The sequence below is a fragment of the Micromonospora sp. FIMYZ51 genome, assembly GCF_038246755.1.
Classification (GTDB): Bacteria; Actinomycetota; Actinomycetes; order Mycobacteriales; family Micromonosporaceae; genus Micromonospora.
In genome coordinates this window covers 5,479,686-5,499,668 of record NZ_CP134706.1, presented here as the reverse complement: position 1 = coordinate 5,499,668, position 19,983 = coordinate 5,479,686, and the positions used below count along the sequence as shown (strand labels likewise).

The window sequence follows — 19,983 nt, the reverse complement described above, 5'->3', positions numbered from 1 at the left end:
CAAGGTCGAGTTGCCCCGATCCCTGACGGGCTGGTGGGATGGGCCGCGTGTCGACCACCACCCGGCGGGTCGCCGCCGCCCTCGTCACCGCCTGCGCGCTGTTCGTCTCCGGCTGCACCGGCCCCGAGCCGCGTCCGGAGCCGGCCCCGACCTCGGCTCCGCCGGATCCGGCACCGCCGTCGAGCGCCGCGCCGGACGACCCGGCCACCCGTGCCGCCGCCCTGGTCGCCGGGTTCGCCGACGAGGACCTGGTCGGTCAGGTGCTGATGCCCTACGCGTACGGCGACCGGGCGACCCGGGTCTCGGCCGGCTCGGCGGCCGGCAACCAGGCCCTGGCCGGCGTCGACACGCCGGCCGAGATGGTCGAGAAGTACCGCCTCGGTGGGCTGATCCTGGTGGGCTTCAGCGCCGACGACCCCACCCAGAGCAACCAGGAGACCACCAACGTCGACAACCCGGAGCAGGTCCGCGAGCTGACCACCGGGCTGCGGGAGGCCGCCGGGAAGCTGGCCGCCGGCCCGGCGCCCTTCCTGATCGGCACCGACCAGGAGTACGGGGTGGTCACCCGGGTCACCGACGGGGTGACCCTGCTGCCCAGCGCGCTCGGCGCCGGAGCGGCCGGTGATCCCGCGCTTACCGAGGCCGCGTGGCGGGCCGCCGGCACCGAACTCGCCGCGATGGGGATCAACGTCGACTTCGCGCCGGTGGCCGACGTGCTGGTCACCCGCAGCACGGTGATCGGTTCCCGGTCCTTCGGCGCCAACCCGAAGCGCGCCGCGGAGCAGGTCGGTGGCGCGGTACGCGGCCTACAGGCGTCGGGCGTGGCGGCCACGCTCAAACACTTCCCGGGACACGGGCACAGCGCCGTCGACTCGCACGAGGACCTGCCCGTGCTCGGCCAGTCCCGCAAGAAGCTGGCGGCCGAGGCCTGGCCGCCGTTCAGCGCAGGCATCGACGCCGGCGCGCTGGCCGTGATGTCCGCCCACCTCGACGTGCGCTCGGTCGACCCGGGGGTGGCCGCGACGTTCTCGCACAAGCTGCTCACCGAGGTGCTCCGCGGTGAACTCGGCTTTCAGGGCGTGGTGATCACCGACGGGATGAACATGGCGCCGGCCCGTCGCTGGGGGCCGGGTGAGGCCGCGGTACGCGCGCTCAAGGCCGGCAACGACCTGATCCTCATGCCGCCGAACGTGCGTCAGGCGTACGACGGGCTGCTCGCCGCGCTGCGGGACGGCTCGCTGCCCCGGACCCGCCTGGTGGAGGCGGCCACCCGCGTGCTGACCATGAAGTTCTCGCTGACCGGCCAGGACACCCCGGAACTGTCCACGCTGAACTCTCCGGCGCACCAGGCGGCGGCCCACGCCCTGGCCGCCGCCGCGGTCACCGTGCTGCGCGGCCGGTGCGACACCACCGGGGTACGCGGCCCGGTGACGGTCACCTCCTCCGGCGGCCGGGCGCACACCCGGACCGCGCTGACCGAGGCGCTTACCGAGGCGGGAGTGAAGGTGGTGCCCAGCGGCGGCGCTGTCGTGCACCTGGTCGGGTACGGCGACGGCGCCGCCGACCTGCGGGCCGACGCCGCCGTCACGGTCGCCATGGACACCCCGTACGTGCTGGCCCGGGCGACATCGCCGACGCTGCTGGCCACGTACTCGTCGAGCCGGGCCTCGATGGCCGCGCTCGCCGACGTGCTCGCCGGCAAGGCCGCCCCGCGCGGACGTTCCCCGGTCAAGGTGTCCGGGCTGCCCGCCACCACCTGCGAGAACTGACGCTGGCGGTGGCGGGTACGGGCAGCGGCGGGTGAAGCTCAGACCCGGGTGAAGACGAGCGCCACGTTGTGCCCGCCGAAGCCGAACGAGTTGTTCAGCGCGGCGGGGATGTCCAGGTGGCGGGCCTTGTTGGCGGCGACGTCGAGGTCGAGGCCGTCGTCCGGGTCGTCCAGGTTGATCGTGGGCGGCACCACGCCGTCGCGGATCGCCAGGATCGTCGCGATCGACTCCAGCGCGCCGGCCGCGCCGAGCAGGTGCCCGGACATCGACTTGGTGGCGGTCAGCACCGGGTGGTCACCGAGCGCGTTGTGCAGCGCCTTGATCTCGGCCAGGTCACCCACCGGCGTCGAGGTGGCGTGCGCGTTTACGTGCACGATGTCGGCCTTTGCCACGTCCGCGTCGGCGATCGCCTTCGCGATGGCCCGCACCGCGCCCGCCCCCTCCGGATGCGGCTGGACGATGTCGAAGCCGTCGGAGGTGATGCCGGACCCGGCCAGCCGCGCGTACACCCGGGCGCCCCGGGCGGCGGCGTGCTCGGCCCGCTCCAGCACCACGATGCCGGAGCCCTCGCCGAGGACGAACCCGTCCCGGCCCTTGTCCCACGGCCGGGAGGCCCGCTCCGGCTCGTCGTTGCGGGTCGACATGGCGCGCATCGAGGCGAAGCCGGCGATCGGCAGCGGGTGGATCACCGCTTCGGTGCCGCCGGCCACCACCACGTCGGCCCGACCGGAGCGGATCATGTCCAGGCCCAGCGCGATCGCCTCCGCGCCGGTGGCGCAGGCGCTGGCCACCGAGTGCACGCCCGCCTGCGCGCCGAGTTCCAGCCCCACCCAGGCGGCCGGGCCGTTGGGCATCAGCATCGGCACGGTGTGCGGGGAGACCCGGCGAGGGCCGGAGGCCTCCAGGATGTCGTCCTGGGCGAGCAGGGTGACCGCGCCACCGATGCCGGAGCCGACGCTGACCCCCAGCCGCTCCGGGTCCAGCCCGGAGTCGGCCAGGCCGGCGTCCGCCCAGGCCTGATGGGCGGCGATCAACGCGATCGCCTCCGAACGGTCCAGTCGACGCAGCTTGACCCGGTCGAGCACGGTGGCCGGATCCACCGCCAGTTGGGCGGCGATCCGGACCGGGAGTTGCCCGGCCCACTCCTGGGTGAGCGCACTCACCCCGGAGCGGCCGTTGAGCATGGCGTCCCAGGTCGACGCGACGTCCCCGCCCAGCGGGGTGGTCGCGCCGAGCCCGGTGACGACGACGTCGGTGCGACTCATGATCAGGACTGCGCCTCGATGTAGCTCACGGCGTCCCCGACCGTCTTGAGGTTCTGCACCTCGTTGTCCGGGATCTTGACGCCGAACTTCTCCTCGGCCGCCACCACGACCTCCACCATGGAGAGCGAGTCGACGTCCAGGTCGTCGGTGAAGGACTTCCCCTCGGCCACGTCGTCCGGGCTCACCCCGGCAACCTCTTCGAGGATCTCGGCGAGGCCGGCGGTGATCTCGTCACGGGTCATTGCGGTGGGTTCCTCTCATCGGGTTCTCTCGACGGCGGCGACGCCGCCCGTCGGTCCTCGGCACCGCAGCGCCGAGGGGGCTCAGGGACAGCGGACGACCTGACCGGCGTAGGTCAGGCCACCGCCGAAGCCGAACAGCAGCACCGGCGCGCCCGAAGGCACCTCGCGCCGCTCGACCAGCTTCGACAGGGCCAGCGGGATGCTGGCCGCAGAGGTGTTTCCGGACTCGACGATGTCCTTCGCGATGATCGCCTGAGGGATCTTGAGTCGCTTGGCGATCCCGTCGATGATCCGGGTGTTGGCCTGGTGCGGGACGAACGCGGCCAGCTCGGACGGGTCGACACCGGCCCGCTCGCACGCCTGCAACGCCAGGGGCGCCAGCGCGGTGGTGGCCCAACGGAACACCGTCTGGCCCTCCTGGGCGACGTACGGGCGCCAGCCCTCGATGCGTACCGCGTCACCGCGCTCGGGCACCGAACCCCAGACCACCGGGCCGATGCCCGGCTCCTCGTCGTCGGCGGCGGCGGTGACCACCGCGGCGCCCGCGCCGTCGCCGAAGATGATGCAGGTGGAGCGGTCGGTCCAGTCGGTGAACTCGGAGAGCTTCTCCGCGCCGATCACGATGGCGTTGCGGGACGCGCCGGCCCGGATCGCGTGATCCGCGGTGCCGAGCGCGTACGCGAAGCCGGAGCAGGCGGTGTTGAGGTCGAACGCGCCTGGTGCGCTGATGCCCAGCTTGGCGGCGACCCGGCAGGCCACGTTCGGGCTGCGGTCGACCGAGGTGCAGGTGGCGACCACGACCAGGTCGATGTCGGCGGCGGTCAAACCCGAGTTGGCCAGGGCCTTGTCGGCGGCTGCCGCGGCCATGTCGGCGACCGTCTCGTCCCCGGCGATGCGTCGGGTGACGATGCCCACCCGGTCCCGGATCCACTCGTCGCTGGTTTCCACCAGCTGGGCGATCTCGTCGTTGGTCACCACCCGGGACGGCTGGTAGTGCCCCAGGGAGAGGATCCTGCTACCGCTCATGACGAGCCTTCCCCACGGTCGGTCTCGGCGTGAGACGCGTTCGGACTGAGCATGCTGGCTCGTTCGACCTGCCGGCCCAGGCGGGCGATCAGGTCCCGCGCCTTGGGCAGATCGTCCGGGGTGTTCAGGGTGACGATCTCCGGGACGCCGGTGGCCTTGAGTTCGCGCTTGATCAGGCCGGCGAGCGTCCCGGCGGGCGGCAGCTCGATCACCCCGGTGACACCGAGGTCGGCCAGGCTGGCCATGCAGAGGTCCCAGCGGACCGGTGCGGTGACCTGGCGGACCAGGCGCCCGACCAGCTCCCGGCCGTCGTCGACCACCGTGCCGTCGAGATTGGAGAGCAGCAGGCGCTGCGGGTCGTTCGGGGTGATCTTGGCTGCCGCCGTGGCCAGCGCGGCTTCCGCAGGCGCCATGTACGGGGTGTGGAACGCGCCAGCCACCTTGAGTCGGATGACCCGGGCCTTGGCTGGCGGCTCGGCGGCGAGCTTGTCCAGTGCGGCGACGGCACCGGCGGCCACGAACTGGCCCGCGCCGTTGCGGTTCGCGGCATGCAGTCCGTGCCCGTTGATCACGTCGATGACCTCGTCCGCGTCGCCACCGAGCACGGCCGCCATGCCGGTCGGCTCCAGCGCGCAGGCGGCTGCCATCTCCTGGCCGCGTACTCCGGCGAGGGTGATCGCGGCGTCGGCCGGCAGGACGCCGGCCAGTGCCGCCGCGCCGAGTTCGCCGACGCTGTGCCCCGCGGTGAGCGGTACCTCCGCCATCGGCAGGTGCTCGGCGGCGAGCAGCGCCGCGGCGACCAGCAGCGGCTGGGTGCGGGCGGTGTCCCGGATCTCGTCGGCGTCGGCCTCGGTGCCCAGCCGCACCAGGTCGACGCCGGCCAGCGTCGACCAGCGACGCAACTGTTCCTCGGCGCCGGTAAGGTCGAGCCAGGGGGTCAGGAAGCCGGGTTTCTGCGAACCCTGGCCGGGGCAAAGTACGGCGAGCACGTCTATGACTCTCCCGGATACCCACCGGTCGCGCTGTGCCGGCTGGCACCAAACCGTACTAGAACCTTTGGTGGTTTCCTACAAAGATTGGTGCTGCTCGTCATCCTGCTGTGACCTTTTGCCGGGTGCTGGAACCAATGTCTGGGTCGGTACGACCGGGTCGAGCCGACCCACGGTCAGCGCGACCCGCAGGGCGAAGGCGTCCCGGGGCGACAGCGGGCTGAAACCGGTCACGTCGGCGATCCGCCGCAGCCGGTAGCGCACGGTGTTCGGATGCACGAAGAGCGCCCGGGCGGCGCTCTCCAGCGTGCCACCTGCGGCGAAGAAGGCGTCGAGGGTCTCCAGCAGCTCGCCGCTGGCCCGGACCAGTGTCGCGTACACGTCGTGCCGTAGCCGCCGACGGGCCTCGGCGTCGCCCGCGAGTGCCCGCTCCGGCAGCAGGTCGCCGGCGTGCACCGGGCGCGGTGCCGCCGGCCAGGCCGGGGCCGCCCGGTAGCCGGCCAGCGCCGCCCGGGCCGACTCGGTGGCCTCGTCCAGACTCGGTACCGCCGGGCCGACCACCACCGGTCCGGAACCGAAGGCGGGCAGCAGCTTGCCGGTGGCCGCGACCGGGTCGGCGGCCCCGCCGAGCACGATCACCAGCCGGTCACCGTGCACACCCCCGATGACTTCGACGTCGATCCGCCGGGCATGGCGGTACACCGTGTGCAGCACGGCGGAGACCTCGCCACCGGGCGAGGGGCCGACGGCCACCGACACCGGCGGAGCGTCCGTCCAGCCGAGCGCGGCGGCCCGACTGGCCAGCACGTCCGGGGAGTCGCCGCGCAGCAGCGCATCGACCAGCAGCGCCTGTAGCCGGGCATCCCAGGAGCCGCGCGACTCGGCGGCCCGGGCGTAGACCCGGGCGGCGGCGAAGGCGATCTCCCGGGAGTACCGCAGCACCGCCTCGCGCAGCTGCGGCTCCTCACCCGGAGCGGCGAGCTCGTCCACCTGCTCCTCGACCACGTCGATGGTGACCTTGATGAGCGCGACGGTCTGCTGGAGGGTGATCGAACGGGCGAGCGCCTGCGGCGCGGTGGCGAACACCTCGTCGGAGACCTCCTGGGTCCCCTCGGCGGCCCCGTCGGACCGCAACCACTGCACCAGCGAGCGGGCGCCGGCCTGGGCCACGAGCATCACCCAGGAACGCTGGTCGGCCGGCAGCTCACGGAACCAGGGCAGGGTCTCGTCCATCCGGCTCACGCTTGCGGTGGCCAGGGCACCGGCTGCCCGCTCGATCCGGCGCAACGTGGCCGACAGATCCGTCCCGCCCGACTCACTCACCCACCTAGCCTGACATGTCCTGACCTGGTGCTGTACGCCGGCTGCCGGTGGCTGCCCGGCCCGGCAAAGTGGGGTACGCGCTGCGCGGCCCGTCGGAACCGGCCAGTACCGTGACAGGGCACGTCGGGCGGGCATCGGCGGGTGAGGGCGAGAAGGCGAGGAGGGGCCGATGGCGTACGGGGAGGCCGAGCACGGTTGCGTCCAGGGGGAGCCGTGTCGACCGGGCCCGCACGAGCACCCGCCCGTCGCCAAGCCGGGCGTGCCGCGCTCGCGTGCCGCCGAGCCGGGTGTGCCGCGTTCGCGTGCCGCCGAGCCGCCGACGGCGGAGCCGGAGCCCGCCGCCTGCCGCAGCCAGTTGCCCGGCTGGGCCGGTGGCCATCGGCACGGCCCGGTCCGCCCGGCGCACCGCACCACCCGTCGGGAACGCCCGCCTCGCCGCTGGTGCTGACCGGCCGGTCAGCGGGTCCGGCGGCGGATCAGCAGGGCGATCCCGGCGAGCCCGAGGGTGATCACCAACATCACCGCGACGTTCAGCAGGAGCAGGCGGCGTAGCTCGCCGAATGCCTCGTTGATGTCCTGGGCCGGGTTCAGCGCGTCCTCGGGGATGATCCGTTCGCCCCCGCCGGCCCCACCGCTGATCGCCTCGAACGTGCGCTCCAACGGCACACCTGCGGTACGCAGCGTCTCGGACATGTTGATCCGGCCGAGGAACCAGGCCGCGCTGGTCTTCCGACCGTCCGGCTGCTTGGCCGGTCGGTGGATCCGCGGCCCACCCACCGCCGTCGGGTAGAGGTCGTAGGTCTGCTTCGCGACGTCACCGGCGAGCACCACGACCGTGTACTTAGGACCGAGGTCGGCCGGCTTCGGCTTGGCCGACTGGCGGACCAGCTCCCGCAGGCTCACCTGGTCGAGGAGGGCCTTGACGTGCTCGGGGTGGGAGTCTTCCTGGAGCCGCAGCGGCTCGGCCAGCCCATGCCCGGTGATCTCCACCCCGGCCGCTGGCTTCGGGGCGGCCCGCGCCGGCTCGGCGAAGGCGAGTGCCAACAACACGGCCGCCATCCCACCCAGCAGCACCGCGGCCAGTCGCCTCACTCGTCGGACCATGCCGCCTCCTCGCCCCGTTCGATGGGTGGCTGTGCTGCACGGGTCACGCGTCGGAAGGTTGACGGTGGTGACCGTGCCCACAGGACAGGTACCCCACCTCAAAGACTCCGCTGAACGTCGATCGGTTGCAGCTGGTGGAACACTAATTGGAACTATCTGCGATCGCGACTCGACCAACGAGCGGCCGTGGACCAGCTGGGGCGGATCTTACCCTGCGAAAGCAAGGCCAGGGCACAGCCGGTCAGCTCTGACCGGCGAAGAGCCGGACGCGGGCGGCCCGTAGCCGGGTGAGGGTGCGCTCGGCGCCGAGCACCTCAAGCGACTCGAACAGCGGCAGGCCGACGGTGCGGCCGGTGACCGCCACCCGCACCGGTGCCTGTGCCTTGCCGAGCTTGAGGCCGCGCTGCGCGCCGACCGCCTCCAGGGTGGCCTTCAGCGTCTCCGCGTCCCAGGAGGGCACCGCCTCGAAGGCGGCGATCGCGTCGTCCAGCAGCTCCGCCGAGCCCGCCTTCATCGCCTTGGTCCAGGCCGCCTCGTCGATCAGCGGCGAGGCGACGAAGAGGAAGTCGACGTTCGGCACGATCTCGCTGAGCACGGCGATCCGGGTCTGCGCCAGCGGGGCCACCGCGGCGAAGGCGGCCGGGTCGAACTCGGCCGGCTGCCACGGCGGCGGTGCGATCGTGCCGGTGCCGGTCAGCCACGGCTGGCAGGCCGCGACGAACTCCTCGATCGGCAGCGCCCGGATGTACTCGCCGTTGAACGCGCGCAGCTTCTTCTCGTCGAAGAACGCCGGTGACGGGTTGACCTCGGTCAGCCGGAACTCGTCCTCGATCACCGACCAGGGGACGATCTCCCGGTCGCCGGAGGGCGCCCAGCCGAGCAGCATCAGGTAGTTGCGCATCGCCTCGGCGAGGTAACCCTCGTCCCGGTACGCCTCCAGGGCGACCTTGTCGCGACGCTTGGAGAGCTTCTGCCGCTTCTCGTTCACCACCACCGGCACGTGCGCCCAGATCGGCGGCTTCACCCCGAGGGCGTCCCAGAGCAACTGCTGCTTCGGGGTGTTTGGCAGGTGCTCCTCGGCCCGGATCACGTGGCTGATCCCCATGGTCATGTCGTCCACGACGTTGGCCAGCAGGAAGACCGGAGAGCCGTCGCCCCGGGCGATGACGAAGTCCTCGATGAGCTTGTTCTCGAAGGTCGGCTCGCCCCGGATCAGGTCGGTGACCACCGTCGTACCCTCGTCCGGGGTGCGGAACCGCAGCGCCCGCCCCGCGCCGGACGGCAATCCCCGGTCGCGGCAGTAGCCGTCGTAGCCGGTGTACTGGTTACCGGTGCGGGCCTGCACCGCCTCGCGGGTGCAGTCGCAGTAGTACGCCCGGCCGGATTCGTGGAGCCGACCGGCGGCGGCACGGTGCTCAGCGGCGTACGAGGACTGGAAGTAGGGGCCCTCGTAGCTGCCCCGCTCGATGCCGATCCAGTCGAGTGCCGACAGGATGCCCTCGGTCCACTCCGGCTTGTTGCGCGCCGCGTCGGTGTCCTCGATGCGCAGCACGAACACTCCGCCCTGCTGCTTGGCGTAGATCCAGTTCTGCAATGCCGAGCGGGCACCGCCGACGTGGAACATACCGGTGGGGGAGGGGGCGAAGCGCACACGTACCGTCACGGCCTCAGCGTACCGTCACGGCACGGAGCGGATCTTCAGGACCAGTACGCTGCCGAGCAGCGTCACCGCCGCCGTGGTCGCGTACAACGCCGGGTAGCCGCCGAGATGCACCACGATCGGGGCGGAGATGGCCGGGCCGAGCACCTGGGGCGCGGAGTTGGCGATGTTGATCACGCCGAGGTCCTTGGCCCGGTCGGTGGCCCTCGGCAGCACCTGGGTGATCAGGGCGGCGTCGACCGACAGGTACACCCCGTAGCCGGCCCCGAGGATCAGCGCGGCGATCACCGCCATCGACCAGGTCGGCGCGGCGGCCAGCAGCAGCGCCGCCACCGCCATCACCCCGCCCGCGGCGATCACGAACACCTTCCGCTTGCCGGACCGGTCGGAGAGCCGGCCGGCGACCACCGTGGTGGCCATCAACCCGGCGGTGTAGAGCAGGATCAGCACCAGCAGGCCGCCCTCGGGGTCGGCCACCCGCACCTCGTCGGTGAGGAAGTAGAGCAGGTAGAGGGTGCCGAAGGCGTTGCCGAGTTGGACCAGGAACCGGGTGATCCAGGCCCAGCCGAAGTCGGGGTGCCGGCGCGGCGACACCCACATCCCGGCGAGCATGCCGCGCAGCGTCGGGCGGTGCGCACGCGGCAGCGGGTCGTCCCGCGTACGCAGGACGAACGGCAGCGCGAGCAGCACCACGGCCGCGGCGACCGCGAGGTAGCCGGCGGTGTTGCCGGCGACCACGACCGTGACCAGCACGACCCCGAGCACCAGTCCCAGCGTCTGCGGGATGCCGACCCAGCCGGAGACCGCGCCGCGCTGCACCACCGGCACCCGGTCCGGTACGGCGGCGGTCAGGCTGGCCAGCATCGCGTTGAAGCAGACCTGCGCGGCGACCCAGCCGACCACCACTGCGGGCACGGTACGCGCCTGCGCGAGCAGCACCAGGGCCAGCGCGCCGAGCACCGCGCCACCGAGGGTCCAGACGTGTCGGCGGCCGAGCTCCCACCGGCCCAGCCGCAGGCAGGTCCGGTCGGAGAGCGCACCGGCGAGCGGGTTGGCGAGCACCGCCGCCAGCGCGCCGAACCCGGTGACCACGGCCAGCATGGTCTCCTTGTTCGTCGGCGCGAGCTGCCCGATCTGCTGGGGCAGCAGCACCTGGATCGGGGTGAAGAAGGCCATCCAGACGCCGAGGTTCGCGGCGAAGAGCAGCGCGATCCAGCCGCGCCGTACCGGCACCGTCGGTTCGGCGAGCGCCGCCGGCAGCGATGCCGGGGTCGGGTCGACGGTGGTCACCGGGCCCGTTCCCGCCGGGCCGTCGCGATCACCTCGCGCAGCCAGGCGTACGACGACTTGGGCGTACGCCGCCCGGTGGGGTAGTCGACGTGCACCAGGCCGAAGCGCTTGGTGAAGCCCTCGGCCCACTCCCAGTTGTCCAGCAGGGACCAGACGAAGTAGCCGGTCACGTCGACTCCGTCGGCCATGGCGGCACGGACCGCCCGCAGGTGACCGTCCAGGTAGGCGATCCGGTCCGGATCGTGCACCCGGCCCTGCGCGTCGGGTGCGTCGGGGTAGGCACAGCCGCTCTCGGTGATCTGGATCGGCGGCAGCTTCGCGCCGTACCGCCGGTGCAGCCAGCCGAGCAGGTCACGCAGCCCGTCCGGGGCCACCGGCCAGTCGAAGGCGGTACGCGGGTAGCCCTCAAGCGGTACCAGTTCGAACGGCAGTGGCGAATCCGCCTCGGGTGCGCGTACGCCCGTGGGGTTGTAGTAGTTGACCCCCAGTACGTCGAGCGGGGCGGCGATCACGTCGAGGTCGCCGGTGCGCACCACGGCGTCGTCGAAGCCCAGTTCCGCCGGGTACCCGTGGCCGAGCAGCGGGTCGGTGAAGAGCCGGTTGTGCAGCGCCTCGTAGGCCGCCGCGGCGGCGACGTCGGCCTCGCTGCTGCCGATCGGCCGCACCGGCGAGTAGTTGTTGGCGATGGCGATCGGGCTGCCGCTGCGGGCGCGTAGCGCGTCGACCGCGAGGCCGTGGCCGAGCAATTGGTGGTGGGCGACCGGAAAGGCGTCGAAGAGCAGGGTCCGGCCCGGCGCGTGCTCGCCCGTGCCGTAACCGAGGCTCATGTGGATGAACGGCTCGTTGAGGGTGATCCAGAGCTTCACCCGGTCGCCGAGGCGGGCGGCGACCAGGTCGGCGTACTCGGCGAAGCGGTACGCGGTGTCCCGGTCGAGCCAGCCGCCGGTCTCCTCCAACCGCTGCGGCAGGTCCCAGTGGAACAGCGTGGCGACCGGGTCGATGCCGTGGCCGAGCAGTCCGTCGACCAACCGTTCGTAGAAGTCCAGCCCGTTGGCGTTCACCGCGCCGGTCCCGGTCGGCAGCACCCGGGGCCAGGAGATCGAGAAGCGGTACGCGGTGACGCCCAGCCCGGCCATCAGCGCGATGTCCTCGGCGTACCGGTGGTAGTGGTCGCAGGCCACGTCGCCGCTGCTGCCGTCGGCGATCCGCCCCGGCGAGCGGGCAAAGGTGTCCCAGATGGACGTGCCGCGTCCGTCGATGTCGGCGGCGCCCTCGATCTGGTACGCCGAAGTGGAGACGCCCCAACGGAAGCCGGCGGGGAAGTCGGGCATCGGTGCGTGCGGCATACGCCCCTCCCAGAGAAACGCGAAACGTGTTCGGAACTTTAGGGGGCGTTGCGCGTCCGGTCCATAGGCCGATCTGCGGCCGGAATCAATACCTTTCGGCGTGTCTTTGGGGAACCCGTCCCTATACGTCCGTTTTTGCGCATACAGTGCCGATATCGTGGGATGTCCTCACTGGAGGAAGACGGAAATGATCCTCGTGGAACGCAGTGCGCACGTGGCGGCGCCAGTGGAAGCGGTCTGGGATGTGGTGCAGCGGGCCGAGCAGTTGCCGGCCTGGCTGGCCGGGGTCCGTGCGGCCGAGGTCCTCTCGGGCGAGGGCTTCGGCCGACGGCAACTGGTCCAGGCCGGACGCGGCGCCGCACATGAGGCCGAGGTGATCGCCTACCAGGAGCCGACTCTGATCGGCTGGCGCGAACGCGCCAAGGGTGCCGGTGCCCGAGCGGAGGCGCGCACCGAGATTTACGTCCAGCTCACCCCGGACGAAGCGGAAGGCGGGACGGTGGTGCGGCTGATCGTCGTACGCTGGCCGGCCGGCCCGGTCAAGGCCGCCCTGCTCCGCCTCGGGCTGCGTCGGGTCGGCGCCGACCTGGAGGACTCGCTGGCCCGGCTCACCGACCTGGCCGCCGTCGGCTGACCGGTCGCGTCCTGGCGTCACCCGCGACGGTGGCGGCCCGGGTGCACCTACCAGGTGTACCCGGGCCGCCACCGCTTCCCGTGCCTTCGGTTGTTCCGCCGGTCGGCGGTTAGGAAGGGGCCCTTCCTATACCTGAGGCGTTAACAAGGGGCCCTTCCTTGCATCTCCTAGCTGTCGCCGCCGGTCTCGCCGACCGGGGCGGCGTTGACGTCGTCGATCGCGTACTTCTTGGCCGCCTCGGCCGGTACGTGTGCCGGTACCGCGCCGCGCAGCGCGAGCTGGCGCAGCGTCGCGACCGCGACCGACTCGGCGTCGACGTGGAAGTGCCGGCGCAGGGCGTGCCGGGTGTCCGAGAGGCCGAAGCCGTCGGTGCCCAGCGAGGTCCAGTCGCCGGGAACCCAGCGGGAGATCAGGTCCGGCACCGCGCGCATCCAGTCGCTTACCGCGACCTTCGGCCCGTCGGCGTCGGCCAGCTTGCGCTGGATGTACGGCACCCGCTGCTCCGCGCCGGGGTGCAGGAGGTTGTACTCCTCGCACTCCACCGCGTCGCGGCGCAGCTCGCTCCAGGAGGTCACCGACCAGACGTCGGCGGCCACCCCCCAGTCCTGCGCGAGCAGCTGCTGCGCCTTGAGCGCCCACTGCATGCCGGTGCCGGAGGCGAGCAGGTTGGCCCGGGGCGCGTCGCCCTCCACCGCCGGGGCGGGGGAGTAGCGGTAGATGCCCTTGACGATGCCCTCGGCGTCCACCCCTTCCGGCTCCGCCGGCTGGTGGATCGGCTCGTTGTAGACGGTGAGGTAGTAGAAGATGTTCTCCTGCTGCTCGCCGTACATCCGGTGCAGGCCGTTCTCGACGATGTGCGCGATCTCGAACGCGAACGCCGGGTCGTACGCGACGACGGCCGGGTTGGTGGCCGCCAGCAGCAGGGAGTGCCCGTCCTCGTGCTGGAGGCCCTCACCGTTGAGCGTGGTGCGCCCGGCGGTGGCACCGAGCACGAAGCCGCGCACCATCTGGTCCGCCGCCGCCCAGAAGCCGTCGCCGGTGCGCTGGAACCCGAACATCGAGTAGAAGATGTACATCGGGATCATCGGCTCGTCGTGGGTGGCGTACGACGAACCGGCGGCGGTGAACGAGGCGACCGAACCGGCCTCGTTGATCCCCTCGTGCAGGATCTGCCCGACGGTCGACTCCTTGTACGACAGGAACAGCTCCCGGTCGACCGAGGTGTACCGCTGTCCGTGCGGCGAGTAGATCTTCGCGGTCGGGAAGATCGAGTCCAGGCCGAAGGTACGCGCCTCGTCCGGGATGATCGGCACCCAACGCTTGCCGAACTCCTTGTCCTTCATCAGGTCCTTGAGCAGCCGGACGAAGGCCATCGTGGTGGCCACCTTCTGCTTGCCCGAACCGCGCTTGACGTCGGCGAAGCGCTCGGCGCCCGGAATGGCCAGCGACTTGGCGCTGGTACGCCGGGTCGGCAGGTAGCCGCCGAGCTGCTGGCGCCGCTCGTGCAGGTACTGCATCTCCTCGGACTTCTCGCCCGGGTGGAAGTACGGCGGCAGGTACGGGTTCTCCTCCAGCGCCGAGTCCGGGATGTCCAGGTAGAGGCGGTCGCGGAAGGTCTTCAGATCCTCAAGCGTCAGCTTCTTCATCTGGTGCGTGGCGTTGCGGCCCTCGAAGTGTGAGCCGAGCGTCCAACCCTTGATCGTCTTGGCCAGGATCACCGTCGGCTGGCCGGTGTGCTCCGTCGCCGCCTTGTAGGCCGCGTAGAGCTTGCGGTAGTCGTGTCCGCCGCGCTTGAGGTTCCAGATCTCGTCGTCGCTGAGGCCCTCGACCATCTTGCGGGTCCGCGCGTCCCGGCCGAAGAAGTGCTCCCGCACGTACGCCCCGGACTCCGCCTTGTAGGTCTGGTAGTCGCCGTCCGGGGTGGTGTTCATCAGGTTGACCAGCGCGCCGTCGGTGTCGGCGGCGAGCAGCGGGTCCCACTCCCGACCCCAGACCACCTTGATCACGTTCCAGCCGGCGCCCCGGAAGAACGCCTCCAGTTCCTGCATGACCTTGCCGTTGCCGCGCACCGGCCCGTCCAGCCGCTGGAGGTTGCAGTTGATCACGAAGGTGAGGTTGTCCAACTCCTCGCGGGCGGCCACCCCGATCGCGCCGAGGGTCTCCGGCTCGTCCATCTCGCCGTCGCCCAGGAACGCCCAGACGTGCTGGTCGGAGGTGTCCTTGATGCCCCGGTGCTGGAGGTAGCGGTTGAACCGGGCCTGGTAGATGGCGTTCAGCCCGCCCAGCCCCATGGAGACCGTGGGAAACTCCCAGAAGTCCGGCATCAGCCGCGGGTGCGGGTACGACGGGAGCCCGCCGCCCGGGTGCGACAACTCCTGCCGGAAACCGTCGAGCTGGCTCTCGCTGAGCCGGCCCTCGAGGAACGCCCGGGCGTACATGCCCGGGGAGGCGTGGCCCTGGTAGAAGATATGGTCGCCGCCGCCCGGGTGGTTCTTGCCCCGGAAGAAGTGGTTGAAGCCCACCTCGTAGAGCGATGCCGAGCTGGCGAAGGTGGAGATGTGACCACCGACACCGATCTCCGGGCGCTGCGCCCGGTGCACCAGCATCGCCGCGTTCCACCGCACGTACGCCCGGATCCGCCGCTCGACGTGCTCGTCACCGGGGAACCACGGTTCGCGCTCCGGCGGGATGGTGTTGATGTAGTCGGTGGTGGTCAGCGACGGCACCCCGACCTGGCGCTCGCGGGCGCGCTCCAGCAGACGCAGCATCACGTAACGGGCGCGCTTGGTACCGCGCTCGTCGATGACACCGTCGAGCGACTCGACCCATTCGCTGGTTTCCTCAGGGTCGATGTCCGGAAGCTGGCTCGGCAGGCCGGCCGTGATCACCGGGCGCTTGCGTTCCGTAGCCACAGGCGTTCCCTCGGTTGTGTGTGGGATAGGTCTCTAGCGCCATCCTGCCCCGTCATGGCACGTGTCGTCACCTCCACCCGACCGAAGGGCGACGCTGAACACACGTACCGACCAGTAACTATGCGCGATCTTGCTTCGGGCTGCCCATCGAGGCGCGTTCCGATACCACGATCCTGGGGAAGAATCGAGGTATGCGTAGCGAGGTGATCAACATCGGGACCGGTTCCCGGCCGACAGTTCGAGACATCACCCGAGAGGCCGAGCGGTTCGTCTCCGGGCAGGGTGACGGGCTGCTGCACGTGTTCGTGCCGCACGCCACCGCCGGGGTGGCGATCATCGAGACCGGCGCCGGCTCGGACGACGACCTGCTCACCGCGCTGGACGACCTGCTGCCCACCGACGACCGGTGGCGGCACCGGCACGGCTCGCCGGGGCACGGCCGCGATCACGTACTGCCCGCCTTCGTCGCCCCGTACGCGACGCTGCCGGTGCTCGACGGGCACCTGGCGCTGGGCACCTGGCAGTCGATCTGCCTGGTCGACCCCAACGGCGACAACACCACCCGCCAGGTGCGTTTCTCGTTCCTGTCCGGTTGACCCGGACGTGTTGACCAAGAGGTTCGCGTCGGCCCAAGCGCGGAACCAGACGCAAACCTCTTGATCGACACGGTACGGGCGGGCGAGAGGGCGGGGTGGGAGATCGGGTCAGGGGCGGCGGGTTTCCGTGTCCACGGTGTGCTGGCCGGGGTCGGTGGTTGGGGTGCTGGTCCGGGCGGCGGAAGCAGACCAGCTCGCTGCCGACGGTGCGCGAGGCGGGATCCGCGTAGTCCAGCTTCAGGTCGCTGGCCCAGTGCGCGTGCACGTCCCCGGTGAGCACCACCGGGTTGCGTACTCCGGCGGCGAGCCAGCCCCGGGTGATCCGGTCGCGGGAGGCGACGTAGCCGTCCCAGGCGTCCATGCGGGTGACCGTGAGCGGCCCGGCGTCCCGGTCGCGCTGAGCGAAGAAGACCTGCTGGGCGAGCAGGTCCCAGCGGGCCGAGGAGCGCCGGAACCCGTCGAGCAGCCAGGCCTCCTGCCGGGCACCGAGGATGGACCGGGCCGGGTCGAGAGCCGCCGGGCAGGACTGGTACCCGTCGCCACATGCCTGGTCGTCGCGGTACTGCCGGGTGTCGAGCAGGTGGACGGTGGCCAGCCGCCCCCACCGCAGCCGCCGGTAGAGCTGCATGTCGAGCCCGCGCGGCAGCGAGGTCCGCCGCAGCGGCATGTTCTCGTAGTACGCCTGGAAGGCCGCGGCCCGCCGGGCCGGGAACTGCGGGTCGGGTTCCTCGGGGGTGTAACCGGCCCAGTTGTTCTCCACCTCGTGGTCGTCGTAGTCGCCCAGGTGCAGGATCAGCTCCGGTTCGGTCTCGGCCAGGCGTCGATAGCCGGTGAAGTATCCCTGCTCGTACTGGGAGCAGGAGGCGAAGCCCACCGCGAGCGCAGCGGCAGCGGCCGGTAGCGCGGCGGCGGTGGCCGCGCCGGCCGCCAGGCCGCCGAGCAGGACGGTACGGCGAGATAGCGACAGGTTGCCTCCCAGGTCGGTACGTGATCGACCGGACGAGAATCGCCTCCGTCGATGAATGCCGGGTGAGGGTGGGTGCCCCTTCCTGCCGCCGGTTGCCGAACAACCGCCAAGTGGCCACCCGCGCCCAATGTGCTCCGGTGGGCGAGGTGTGCTCCGGTCGGTAATGCTGTCGACGTGACCACGCCGCAGGATCTCGATGACCGGTTCCGGGAGTCGCTGGCCGCGCTGCCCGAGCCGGGACACCGCGCCGACCCGACCCAGCCGATGGCCGAGGGCGCCGCACTGACCGGCGCCCAGTTGTTGGACCTCTTCGACGCTCAGGTCACCAGTCGGCAACTCGACCTCGCCGGATGCTGGCTGCGTAGCTTCGGCGAGGGCTACTACACCATCGGCTCGGCGGGCCACGAGGGCAACGCCGCGCTCGCGGCGGCCCTGCGCCCCACCGATCCCGCCCTGCTGCACTACCGCTCCGGCGCGTTCTACTGCGTCCGGGCCGCCCAGGCCGCCGGCCTGCGGTTCGGCGCCGAGGAGCAGCCCAGCGGGGCCACCGCGAGCCCGGACGGCGAGCCGGCTGTCTCCGTACCGCCGATCACCCCGGCACCCGCAGCCGCCGCACTACCGACCGTCCCCGCACCGGCGTCGGCCCCCGCGCCGGCGACCGAGACCGTGCCCGGACGCGACGACCGGACCGACGGCGACGACCACCCCGGAGCCGACGATCAAGCCGAAGGCGAAAGCGAGCCGGGGCCAGCCGACCAGGCGGGCATCGGGGTGCGGATGGCCTCGGTACGGCGGCCGGTGGCTCCGGCGTACGCCGAGGCCGCGCGGGACGTGTTGCGCGGCATGGTCGCCTCCGCGCAGGAACCGATCGCCGGTGGTCGGCACAAGGTCTTCGGCCGGTCCGATCTCGCCGTGGTGCCGACCACCTCGACGGTTGCCGCGCACCTGCCCCGGGCGGTCGGGATGGGGCTCGCGGTGGAACGGCTGCGCCGACTCGACGCCCGCGGCGTGCCGATCCGGCCCGAACCGGCCGCACCGGCACCCTGGGCACCCGACGCGATAGTGGTCTGCTCGTTCGGTGACGCCTCGATCAACCATGCCAGCGCCACCGCCGCGTTCAACACCGCAGGCTGGTACGACCACACCGGCCTGCGGATCCCGGTGCTCTTCGTCTGCGAGGACAACGGCCTGGGCGACAGCGTCCGGTCGCCGCAGGGCTGGGTGGCGACCGCGCTGCGGTCGAAGCCCGGCATCCGGTACTTCGCCGCCGACGGCGCCGACCTGGTCGAGGCGTACCGGTCGGCGGCCGAGGCCGTCGCCTGGGTACGCCGACACCGTCGACCGGCCGTGCTGCACCTGAGCACGGTCCGGCTGATGGGCCATGCCGGCGCGGACGCCGAGAGCGCGTACCGCAGTGCCGAGGAGATCACCGCCGACCTGGCCGCCGATCCGGTGGTCGCCACCGCGCGCCGGCTGGTCGAGGCGGGCCTGGCCGGCGGCGCGGAACTGCTGGACCGGTACGACGAGATCGGCTGGCAGATCCGGCGGATCGCCGAGCAGGTGCTCGACGAGCCGAAGCTGACCAGTCCGGCCGAGGTGGTCGCCCCGCTGGCACCGCGCCGGCCGGCCCGGGTGGCCCGGGCGGTGGCCGACGCCGGTATCCGGGCGGCGGGTGCGGGCGCGGCGGCCCGGGCCGAGGCGTTCGGCGGCAAGCCGCCCGAGTTGGCCGGCCCGCTCACGCTCGCGCAGAGCATCAACGCCGCGCTCACCGACGGGCTGCTCGACCAGCCGCAGATGGCGGTCTTCGGCTGCGACGTCGCTGCCAAGGGCGGGGTGCACGGGGTGACCAAGGGCCTGCGCGACAGGTTCGGCGCGGCCCGGGTCTTCGACACGCTGCGCGACGAGACCTCGATCCTCGGCCTCGGCCTCGGCGCGGGGCTGGCCGGCATGCTGCCGGTGCCGGAGATCCAGTACCTGGCGTATCTGCACGGTGGTGAGGACCAGGTGCGCGGCGAGGCGGCGAGCCTCGGGTTCTTCTCCCAGGGCGCGCTGCGCAACCCGATGGTGCTCCGGGTGGCGGGCCTGGCGTACCAGGACGGGTTCGGCGGGCACTTCCACAACGACAACTCGGTGGCCGTACTGCGGGATGTGCCCGGGCTGGTGGTCGCCGTGCCGGCCCGCCCGGACGACGCGGCGGCGATGCTGCGGACCTGTCTGGCGAGCGCGGCGGTGGACGGCAGCGTCTGCGTGTTCCTGGAACCGATCGCGCTCTACCACACCCGCGACCTCTACACCGACGGCGACGGTGAGTGGCTGGCCGGCTATCTCGAACCGGGCGCCTGGGCGAGCCGGCACGTCCCGGTCGGCCGGGCCCGGGTGTACGGCGTGGGCTCGGCTGCGGACGTCACCATCGTGACCTTCGGTAACGGCGTACGGATGTCGCTGCGGGCCGCGTCGGCGCTGGCCGACGAGGGCATCGGGTGCCGGGTGGTGGACCTGCGGTGGCTCGCGCCGCTGCCGGTGGCCGATCTCATCCGGGAGGCCACCGCGACCGGAAGGGTGCTGGTGGTGGACGAGACGCGGCGCTCCGGCGGGGTGGGCGAGGGGGTGCTGGCCGCGCTGGTCGACGCCGGATATGTCGGTGCGGCACGTCGAGTGGCGGCAGTTGACTCTTTTGTACCATTAGGTCCGGCTGCCCGGCACGTCCTGGTCTCGGAGGACGCCATCACCCAGGGTGCCCGTACGCTGCTGGCACGGTAAATTTCGTTCCACCCGGTGCGCCACTTGCGCAGGAGGCCGCGACTGTGTGGACTTTGCCTGACGGCGTCGAGTGGACGTCCGGGAACTCGCCCGAGATGAG

Annotated in this window: 15 protein-coding genes and 1 pseudogene; 5 read left to right on the top strand and 11 right to left on the bottom strand. The window is 71.9% G+C overall.

What is annotated here, in order from left to right:
* Positions 1-38 precede the first annotated feature (38 nt).
* Positions 39-1,769: a glycoside hydrolase family 3 N-terminal domain-containing protein gene (locus QQG74_RS24535; protein ID WP_341717080.1), complete on the top strand. Its 1,731-nt coding sequence runs from the start codon at positions 39-41 to the stop codon at positions 1,767-1,769.
* A 38-nt stretch (positions 1,770-1,807) separates the two neighbouring features.
* Here QQG74_RS24535 and fabF read toward each other — a convergent pair whose 3' ends face one another.
* The 5 genes from fabF to QQG74_RS24510 all read right to left on the bottom strand — a co-directional run bounded on the left by fabF (position 1,808) and on the right by QQG74_RS24510 (position 6,614).
* Positions 1,808-3,034, bottom strand: a complete 1,227-nt coding sequence (fabF, locus tag QQG74_RS24530; RefSeq protein ID WP_341717079.1) for a beta-ketoacyl-ACP synthase II — start codon at positions 3,032-3,034, stop codon at positions 1,808-1,810.
* Between the two features lie 2 nt (positions 3,035-3,036).
* The gene (locus QQG74_RS24525) at positions 3,037-3,276 is read right to left on the bottom strand and encodes an acyl carrier protein (protein ID WP_013735281.1); all 240 of its coding nucleotides are present in this window, start codon (positions 3,274-3,276) and stop codon (positions 3,037-3,039) included.
* Between the two features lie 81 nt (positions 3,277-3,357).
* Positions 3,358-4,302 carry a beta-ketoacyl-ACP synthase III gene (locus tag QQG74_RS24520; RefSeq protein ID WP_341717078.1) on the bottom strand — a complete coding sequence of 315 codons (945 nt, stop codon included), beginning with the start codon at positions 4,300-4,302 and terminating at the stop codon, positions 3,358-3,360.
* Positions 4,299-5,291 carry an ACP S-malonyltransferase gene (locus QQG74_RS24515; RefSeq protein WP_341717077.1) on the bottom strand — a complete coding sequence of 331 codons (993 nt, stop codon included), beginning with the start codon at positions 5,289-5,291 and terminating at the stop codon, positions 4,299-4,301. The genes QQG74_RS24520 and QQG74_RS24515 overlap by 4 nt, the downstream gene beginning before the upstream one ends.
* 78 nt (positions 5,292-5,369) lie before the next feature.
* Positions 5,370-6,614 (bottom strand): helix-turn-helix domain-containing protein, encoded by a 1,245-nt coding sequence (locus QQG74_RS24510; RefSeq protein ID WP_341717076.1) that lies wholly within the window; start codon positions 6,612-6,614, stop codon positions 5,370-5,372.
* 169 nt (positions 6,615-6,783) lie between these two features.
* On the opposite strand from QQG74_RS24510, the gene QQG74_RS24505 reads away from it, so the two are divergent.
* Complete coding sequence (locus QQG74_RS24505; RefSeq protein WP_341717075.1) at positions 6,784-7,062, top strand: hypothetical protein; 279 nt, start codon at positions 6,784-6,786, stop codon at positions 7,060-7,062.
* Between the two features lie 8 nt (positions 7,063-7,070).
* Here QQG74_RS24505 and QQG74_RS24500 read toward each other — a convergent pair whose 3' ends face one another.
* From QQG74_RS24500 to QQG74_RS24485, 4 genes are all read right to left on the bottom strand, one after another.
* Positions 7,071-7,718, bottom strand: a complete 648-nt coding sequence (locus tag QQG74_RS24500; RefSeq protein WP_341717074.1) for a hypothetical protein — start codon at positions 7,716-7,718, stop codon at positions 7,071-7,073.
* Between the two features lie 241 nt (positions 7,719-7,959).
* Positions 7,960-9,381, bottom strand: coding sequence for a glutamate--tRNA ligase (gltX, locus tag QQG74_RS24495; RefSeq protein WP_341717073.1), 1,422 nt, complete (start codon positions 9,379-9,381; stop codon positions 7,960-7,962).
* A gap of 15 nt (positions 9,382-9,396) precedes the next feature.
* Entirely contained in the window at positions 9,397-10,668 is a 1,272-nt protein-coding gene (locus tag QQG74_RS24490) for an MFS transporter (protein WP_341717072.1), read from the bottom strand.
* Positions 10,665-12,014, bottom strand: coding sequence for a GH1 family beta-glucosidase (locus QQG74_RS24485; RefSeq protein ID WP_341717071.1), 1,350 nt, complete (start codon positions 12,012-12,014; stop codon positions 10,665-10,667). Before QQG74_RS24485 ends, QQG74_RS24490 begins: the two co-directional genes overlap by 4 nt.
* A 187-nt stretch (positions 12,015-12,201) precedes the next feature.
* Here QQG74_RS24485 and QQG74_RS24480 point away from each other — a divergent pair, with 187 nt between their 5' ends.
* Positions 12,202-12,648: an SRPBCC family protein gene (locus QQG74_RS24480; RefSeq protein ID WP_341717070.1), complete on the top strand. Its 447-nt coding sequence runs from the start codon at positions 12,202-12,204 to the stop codon at positions 12,646-12,648.
* Positions 12,649-12,815: 167 nt separating this feature from the next.
* Here QQG74_RS24480 and aceE read toward each other — a convergent pair whose 3' ends face one another.
* Positions 12,816-15,560, bottom strand: a complete 2,745-nt coding sequence (gene aceE, locus QQG74_RS24475; protein WP_341717069.1) for a pyruvate dehydrogenase (acetyl-transferring), homodimeric type — start codon at positions 15,558-15,560, stop codon at positions 12,816-12,818.
* Between the two features lie 191 nt (positions 15,561-15,751).
* On the opposite strand from aceE, the gene QQG74_RS24470 reads away from it, so the two are divergent.
* A complete protein-coding gene (locus tag QQG74_RS24470; protein WP_341717068.1) occupies positions 15,752-16,156 on the top strand; it encodes a YjbQ family protein in 405 nt (134 codons plus the stop codon).
* 184 nt (positions 16,157-16,340) lie between these two features.
* Here the strand turns inward: QQG74_RS24470 and QQG74_RS24465 are convergent.
* Positions 16,341-17,042, bottom strand: a pseudogene (locus QQG74_RS24465) (alkaline phosphatase D family protein); the annotation flags it as partial.
* 255 nt (positions 17,043-17,297) lie between these two features.
* Here QQG74_RS24465 and QQG74_RS24460 point away from each other — a divergent pair.
* On the top strand, positions 17,298-19,883 hold the full coding sequence (locus QQG74_RS24460) for a transketolase C-terminal domain-containing protein (protein ID WP_341717067.1): 2,586 nt from the start codon (positions 17,298-17,300) through the stop codon (positions 19,881-19,883).
* The last annotated feature ends 100 nt before the right edge of the window (positions 19,884-19,983 follow it).